General features: G+C 47.7%; 7 protein-coding genes. 1 reads left to right on the top strand and 6 read right to left on the bottom strand.

Going from position 1 to position 7,786, the window contains the following annotated elements:
* Positions 1-396 precede the first annotated feature (396 nt).
* Together H9659_RS13255 and H9659_RS13250 are read right to left on the bottom strand one after the other, a co-directional pair.
* Entirely contained in the window at positions 397-705 is a 309-nt protein-coding gene (locus tag H9659_RS13255; protein WP_191691376.1) for a hypothetical protein, read from the bottom strand.
* Positions 706-1,935 (bottom strand): NupC/NupG family nucleoside CNT transporter, encoded by a 1,230-nt coding sequence (locus H9659_RS13250; protein ID WP_191691374.1) that lies wholly within the window; start codon positions 1,933-1,935, stop codon positions 706-708.
* A gap of 176 nt (positions 1,936-2,111) precedes the next feature.
* Here H9659_RS13250 and H9659_RS13245 point away from each other — a divergent pair, with 176 nt between their 5' ends.
* Positions 2,112-3,104, top strand: coding sequence for a LacI family DNA-binding transcriptional regulator (locus H9659_RS13245; protein ID WP_191691372.1), 993 nt, complete (start codon positions 2,112-2,114; stop codon positions 3,102-3,104).
* Between the two features lie 12 nt (positions 3,105-3,116).
* On the opposite strand, the gene H9659_RS13240 is transcribed toward H9659_RS13245, so the two are convergent.
* From H9659_RS13240 to rbsK, 4 genes are all read right to left on the bottom strand, one after another.
* Positions 3,117-4,406, bottom strand: coding sequence for a uracil/xanthine transporter (locus tag H9659_RS13240; RefSeq protein WP_191691370.1), 1,290 nt, complete (start codon positions 4,404-4,406; stop codon positions 3,117-3,119).
* A gap of 76 nt (positions 4,407-4,482) precedes the next feature.
* Complete coding sequence (locus tag H9659_RS13235) at positions 4,483-5,403, bottom strand: nucleoside hydrolase (RefSeq protein ID WP_191691368.1); 921 nt, start codon at positions 5,401-5,403, stop codon at positions 4,483-4,485.
* Positions 5,400-6,599: a M20 metallopeptidase family protein gene (locus tag H9659_RS13230; protein ID WP_191691366.1), complete on the bottom strand. Its 1,200-nt coding sequence runs from the start codon at positions 6,597-6,599 to the stop codon at positions 5,400-5,402. The genes H9659_RS13235 and H9659_RS13230 overlap by 4 nt, the downstream gene beginning before the upstream one ends.
* A gap of 24 nt (positions 6,600-6,623) precedes the next feature.
* Positions 6,624-7,526 carry a ribokinase gene (gene rbsK / locus H9659_RS13225; protein WP_191691364.1) on the bottom strand — a complete coding sequence of 301 codons (903 nt, stop codon included), beginning with the start codon at positions 7,524-7,526 and terminating at the stop codon, positions 6,624-6,626.
* Positions 7,527-7,786 lie beyond the last annotated feature (260 nt).

Here is a 7,786-nt window from a genome sequence, read left to right as displayed (position 1 = left end):
ACATAGCCGAGTTTGACGATAACGGGACACAATTCAACTGCTTTAAGGGACTAATTGGTAGCGCTTCGCTTGTTGAGGGAGGGCTATCTCACTGGATCAAACGGTTTCCACGTTCCCCGACACATCTCACCGGTTGCCTGTCACCTGGTGAGAGTTCTCAATCACCTAGTGCCCTTTACCAATCAACTCTTTCCATTTCTCCGACACATAGCCGAGTTTGACGATAACGGGACACAATTCAACTGCTTTAAGGGACTAATTGGTAGCGCTTCGCTTGTTGAGAACAGGCAATCTCACGGGATCAAACGGTTTCCGCGGTTTCCGCGTTCACCCACACATCCCACCGTTTGTCCATCACCTGGTGAGAGTTCTCGATCACCTAGTGCCCTTTACCAATCAGCTCTTCGCATTTCTCCGACATCTAGCGGAATTTGTCGATAACGGAACCCAAATCAACAATGTTAAGGGATTAATTGGCAGCACTTCGCTTGTTGAGAGCGGGCTAGTCACTCGGCTCAAGCCGATTCCGTGTTCCTCGACACTTCCTAGCGTTTGTCCATCATCTGGTGAGAACTCTCGAACACCTAAGCAGCTTTCTCTATCATTCCCGATAATTTCTCCGACACCTAGCCAAGTTTCTCGATAACTCCACACAATTCCATACAAAAAAGCACTCGCGGCTGCGAGTGCTTTTTTACATTTCATTTACATAAACATACCGGCGATTGTACCGCTCATGAGGTTAGCGAGCGTCCCTGCGATTACGGCTTTGAAGCCGAGTTTCGCAACTACTGCACGTTGGTTTTCCGCGAATGCTGTCATGCTGGCAATCAGGATTCCGAGAGATCCGATGTTGGCGAATCCACATAGGGAGAATGTGAGGATTGCGACGGTTTTATCCGAAAGAGAGGCCATTAACGGCTCGAATGATGTGAACGCCACCATCTCGTTCAAAATCACTTTTTGACCGAGCAAGTTACCTGCCGTCATCGCTTCCGACCAAGGAACACCCATTGCGAACGCAAGTGGTGAGAAGATGTAACCGAAAATCTGCTGAAGCGAAATGTCCGGATGTCCGAACCAGCCACCGATACCGCCAAGGATTCCGTTAGCCATCGCAAGAAGTGAAATGAACGCGATGAGCATCGCGACAATCAGTCCTGCCATTTTCAGTCCTTCTGCTGCACCTTTTGTAACCGCATCGATCGCGCCTGGCTTCACGCCGCCTTCGCCGATCAACTCTTTCGGCTCTTCGTCTACAACGTTCAAAGGCACTTCCGTTTCAGGAATTAAAATCTTTGCGAACACTAGACCTGCAGGAGCTGCCATGAAACTTGCGGACAACAAGTAGTTGATCGGGATTCCGAGAGCTGCGTATGCGAGCATCGTTCCACCGGCAACCGAAGCGAGTCCCCCCACCATAACCGCGAACAATTCTGAACGTGTCAATGTTTTGATGTACGGCTTGATAATTACCGGTGCTTCCTGAAGCCCCAAGAAAATATTAGAAGCTGCCGTGAGGGATTCCGGCTTGCTTGTACCTAGAATCTTTGCCAATCCTCCACCGACGATTCGGACGAAGAACTGCATGATGCCAAAGTGGTAAAGAAGAGAGATGAGCGCAGTGACGAAAATCGCCATCGCTGCAACCCGAATTCCGAAAATGAATCCTGTTGGGGCGGATGAATCTGCCAGACTGCCGAATACGAAAGCGAGTCCTTCATTTCCATAATGGATTACATTTTGGATCCCGCCAGAAAATTTTTCAATAACCGCCCGTCCAACTGAAGATTTCAGAACGAGGAAGCCAAAGAAGATTTGCATAGCAACTCCAATTACGACGACACGGTAATTGATTTTGCGCTTGTTGTCAGAAAGCAAAAATGCAACGAAAAGGATGATGAGGCATCCGAGTAAGCCAGTTAGGATATTCATTAGGTTCTCCTCTAGTAAATGTATTATGGTGCATGTGTAATCGGTTCCATATAATTTACCACAGGTTGATTATGAGCGTCAATAACAAATTGTGACATACTATTTAAGCGCTTCTTGCAACACTTTTCAATTATTGGTATATTTGTGTAAACGATCACACAGATGAGGTGAAACCGATGGCTACTATCAAAGATGTCAGTAAGTTAGCAGGCGTTTCAGTAGCAACTGTTTCCCGCTATTTGAACAAGAATGGGTACGTTAGTAAAGAAGCTGCGGAGACCATTGCTGAAGTCATTGAAAAGCTCAACTATCGACCGAATAATATCGCTAGAAGTCTTGCTGGGATGAAATCCGCGACAATCGGACTGATGGTGCCGGATATCTTGAATCCTTTTTTCCCCGAGCTTGCCCGCTCCATCGAAGATGCGGCGAATGGATATGGCTACACGGTCATGTTGTGCAACACCGATAACGACTCCGTGAAAGAACGAAAGTATATTGATACGCTTCTTCAGAAACAAGTTGACGGAATCATCATCTCTTCGTATACGATCAAACCTGAACATTTAACTGGTTTGCAGAAGCAATCGATCCCAGTTGTCCTCATGGATAACGTATTCTCCAGTGACTCTGTCGTTTCATTGACCGTTGAAAACCGACGGGGCGGTGAATTGGCAGTCCAACATCTACTCGCACAGGGATGCTCGAAAATCGCTCATATATGTGGTCCGCTGACCATCACTTCATCACGTGAACGGACAGCAGGTTTTGAGGACGCCAGCCGAGGAACGGATTGGTTTACGCCGAGTTTGATAGGTTATAGCGATTTCACTGTAAAAGGCGGATATTCAGCCATGAAAGAGCTGCTTGCACTTCATCCGGATTTGGATGGTGTATTTGCGAGCAACGACTTAATGGCTGCGGGTGCCATGAAAGCATTGCAAGAAACCGGCAGAAGTATCCCGAGTGATGTGAAAGTTGTAGGATTTGACGGAATCGGTCTGGAAATGATGAACCCTGAACTTTCTACAATCGCGCAGCCGATATCCGAACTTGGCAAAACGGCAATGGATTCGCTGGTCGGGTTAATCCGGGAAGAGTCGGATATCGTTACCGATCAGGTCTTTCCGGTGACCCTGATCAAGAAACAATCAACCAGGAAAAACTAAAGGAGCTCACCCTTAACGGGCAAGCTCCTTTAGTTTGTTTTTCGAAGTCAATTCCAGTATGACGGACAGCAACACACCGACAAGTAAGCCATTACTGATGAGTGGTTGGATGATTACAGGAAAAGCGTTGAACGTTTCAGGTGGCACATTTAAAATACTGAGGCCGATCAGCATGGGAATCGTCAGTCGATGCAGCGGTATGTTATCAAGCGGTAACTTCCGGATATTACGGATTGCTGTGCTGAACAGCTGCAAATACGCGACAAACAGGACCGAATCCCCTACAGTTGCTGGCATTGTTGCGAAAAACCCGCCTAGTGCAGGTACAAGACCCAGTACAATGAACAACATACTGCCAAGGATGAATGGCCCCTTCTGCAAAATTTTTGTACTTTGCAAGAACCCGATCGATGAAGAATAAGGTCCAAAGGGGATCATGCCGAATAATCCTGCAACAATTGTTCCCGCACCCGTCACATAGTAGGATGCCTGGTAACGCACGAGTTTTGTGCGTTCATTGAATAACGTTTCCACAGTGGAAATTGCAACGAGAGAATTCGCCATATTGATGAGCCCCGCAATGAATGCAGTGATGACAATCCCTACATGCAGCTTCAACTCCCCGAGAGGAAGTAAATTGAAGACGGTTCCGCCACTCGTCGGCGGGGTTTCGGCTCCAAATAAGGATACGTAACCAATCCATCCTCCGATCATGCCGATCAGTATCGAGAAATTCGCAATGCTCCCCTTGCCCTTAAGTGACATGACGAGCACGGCAATGACGATTGCCACGGACACAACCGCGACTGGCAGATTGATGGCACCGCCCTCGCTAATTCCCATCATCCCTTTGAAAAAGTACAGGATCAGCTGAACGGAGAGTAAGAATAAGTAGATCACTAGGACGATCGGGTTGAAAATCTTCTGTAGCAGTTCCGTAAATCCCAATGCTCCAAAAACAATTGTCACCACTCCTGCAAGAAGCATACCGACCGCCAAACTTCCACCGAGTTCCGGGTAACTGAGCCCCATCGCAGGTGCCGATGCACACAGGCCAAGGACGAGTCCCCACCAAATCCCACCGTGACCTTCGAGTAAAGGATAGCGATGACCTATGACAGCCTGCAGCAAGCTCACTGCTCCTATTGTGATGAAAGACGTTCTGATCAGTCCAGCCGTTTCAGCATCGGAAAGACCGAAAGCCAGTCCAATGGAAAGGGGGACAACGATCGTATTGACGACCATGAAAAAAAGCCACTGGATACCAGCGAGTGAAAAGGTCGTTTTCGATAAAGGCGGCATGTTGCGTTCCTTCTTTCCTGACGGTAAATTGAATGAAAAGAGCCTGACAAACCGCTGTCAGACTCTCTGCACATACTTACTTCCCTAATGTATCGACAAGCTTCTGGATGAATCTAGCACCATCCACTTCCAAGCAGACGTCCACATTCGGTTCGCGCTTGTAATAGTTTTTGAAGTCACAAACCGTTTGTCCGTCACATAACTCACTCTTCGTTTCCACATCCACGAAGTACTTCTCCGTTTTCACAAGAGACCGATCAAGTGCAACACCCACCGCTAACGGATCATGCATCGCACATGCTTCTTTACCATTTCTCTGAAGGTAATGATTCATGTAATGAACTGTCGATTCCTCAACGAAGTCGCGTGCAGGTCCCGGTTGGATCGCTTCCACATCTTTTTTCGTGAGTAACGTATTTGACGTCACGTCAAGTCCGACCAACGTGATCGGAAGCCCCGAATGGAATACAATTTTTGCCGCTTCCGGATCGATGTACATGTTATATTCAGCGGCAGGCGTAATATTCCCTGGATGGTCGACAGCTCCGCCCATGATGACAAGCTCTTTCAGCCATTCCTTAAGACGCGGCTCTTTACGTAGTGCAAGTGCCATATTCGTCAGGGGCGCAAGCAAAATCACCGTGATCTCACCTGGATGTTTCTTCGCCTGTTCGATGATGAAGTCCGGTGCAAATCCCTCGTCCCGAATTTCCACTTCCATCTCAGTCAAGGCTCCCCCGATTCCATCGTTCCCATGGACACTTACTTCGAAAAACGGTTCGCGCAATAATGGACGAGTCGCACCTTGGACCACTTTCAAATCGTCACGGCCAAGCAGCGTCGTCACTTTACGGGTATTGATGGTCGCTTGCTCTAAAGACGTGTTCCCGTTCACCGTCGTAATGCCGAGGATGTCCGCTTCCCCGCTCTTTTCTGCGAGTAAAATCCCGATTGCATCGTCAATTCCAGTATCTACGTCAATGATCACTTTTTTCATACTTTCCCCACCTTTTCACATTCTAGCAGTTCGGTAATGCAATGTAAGCCTGTCGCAACGCCATATTTCAGCGCATCCAAGTTCACATGATACTTCGCGTTATGCCACGGAAAATTCTCTTTTTCGGATGAACCCGTCCCCCAGTACATGAAGACGGACGGGACTTCACTTGCCACCATCGAAAAATCGTCGCCGCTCATATACGGGTGTTCATTGACAACGACCGCTTCTTTTCCGAATGTCGAAGTGACCGATTGCGTCAAGACTGCAGTCAGTTCAGGATCATTCCAACTCGCTGGATAACCTTTACTGTAAGTGTACTCGTACGATCCACCCCAGAAATCAGTAACCGAACGGAGCAGCACTTCAAGTTGTGATGCGATTCTGTCTTGGGTTTCCGTCTTGATGGTACGAACCGTACCTGAAATTTCCACACGTCCGCAAAGTACATTCGAGGTCGTGCCTCCGTTAATCGTTCCGAACGTGATGACGCCATTATCGAGTGGCGACGTTTGACGGGAAACGATATTTTGGACGCCTGAAACAAATTGGCCTGCCATTGCAATTGCGTCTATCCCTTGCTGAGGTGCTGCAGCATGTCCCCCTTTACCGATCAGTGTAATGTACACGCGATCCGTATTTGCCAGCATATAGCCGGGTTTCATTTCAAAAACGCCTGGTGCGAGAAACGGGTTTGTATGGAGGCAAATGGCAGCGTCCACTTTAGGATTCTCAAGGATACCCTCTTCGATCATCGGCTTTGCCCCGCCCGGCTGTGCTTCCTCTGTTGGTTGGAACATGATTTTAACAGTTCCGTTCCACTCATCGCGACGCTCTTTCAGGATGGTTAAAATAGCAAGGCCGATTGTCGTGTGCGCATCATGTCCACACGCATGCATGACGCCTTCATTTTTTGAGCTATAGTCAAGTCCAGTGTCTTCTTCGATCGGTAACGCGTCAATGTCACAACGCATTAAGATGGTTTTTCCAGATTTCGCTCCAGTAATTTCTGCGCACACACCCGTTTTCGCCATTGCTCTGTGGGTGATGCCGATACGATCCAATTCTTGTTGGATGAACCCTTGAGTATTCGTTTCTTCCTTACTCAATTCCGGGTGCATGTGCAGGTGTTTATAAGTGTCTCGGAGATACCCATCGAGGCGTTCTTCGATCCATTGGACAGAAATCGTTTCCATCGGTTCATCTCCTTTTCGTGTGAATTAATCCAAATCGGCTGCGTACGGCATACCGTCTTGCGCGCCGAATTTTGTTACGGCACGTGCAGCGACTTTCGTTGCGAATGCGATCATTTCAGGCAGCGTTTTTTCTTCTGCAACACTGATGGCAAGCGCTCCGTTGAACGAATCACCCGCACCTGTCGTGTCGATGACTTCAACTTTTTCAGTGGGCGTAATGACGAGTTGGCCGTTCTGCAAATATGCACTGCCTTGGTCACCCAATGTGACGATCAGTGTCTGGTCATATGCAGCTTGCCACTTTTTCATAAGGTCCTTGAGCTCTTCGTCCGTATTGAAAGGATGTTCCGCCAGTAACGCAAATTCCGTTTCGTTCGGCGTCAAATAGTCGACGAGCTGCAGCATTTCTGCAGGCAGCGTCTGCGCAGGTGCTGGGTTCAGGATTGATTTGACATTGTGTTTGCTAGCGATTTCTAAAACTTTTTGAACCGTATCTAAAGGTATTTCAAGTTGAGTTAACAACACATCTGCCGAAGCGATGAGCTGCTCCATTTCAGGAGTGATTTTTTCTGGAGTGAGTGTGAAGTTAGCGCCAGGAACGACGACGATGCAGTTGTCGTGATTGACGTGAAAAATGTCTGCGATTCCTGTTTTAATATCTTCGACTTGGTCGATGAACGCGGTATTCACTTCGTTATTCTCCATTTGTTCCAGTAAGCTTTTCCCGAATTCGTCTTGGCCAACTGCCCCGATCATCGTGACATCACCGCCTAGACGTGCGATACTGACGGCTTGATTGGCACCTTTTCCGCCGGGAAGGTAATTGACTTCATTGCCCAAAATTGTTTCTCCGATTTGCGGCAACCGATTTGTAGAAATAATAATATCCATATTTAAACTGCCGACAACGACAATACGTTTCTTCAATTCATCACCTGTTTTCAAATAGTAGTAGACAGGAATTTCTTTTCCATGTGTAACCGATTACACATTTCTAGGATAGCATAGAGGGTTTGGTTGGGGCAATGGTTTTTAGTGATGTGGAAGTGATATTTTTGAGTGTTCAATCAAATCAGGACATTTCGGTCTTATTTTTGCCCGACACATTCGGTCGGTTGTCTTTCACTTCGAGAGGGTTCTCGATCACATAGTCAGCTTTGTCTGTCACTCCCGACGCTTTCTCCGAC

Origin of the sequence: Sporosarcina gallistercoris, assembly GCF_014836415.1 — a bacterium.
In the GTDB taxonomy this organism is placed as follows: domain Bacteria; phylum Bacillota; class Bacilli; order Bacillales_A; family Planococcaceae; genus Sporosarcina; species Sporosarcina gallistercoris.
This window is presented reverse-complemented; position numbering and strand designations above follow the sequence as displayed.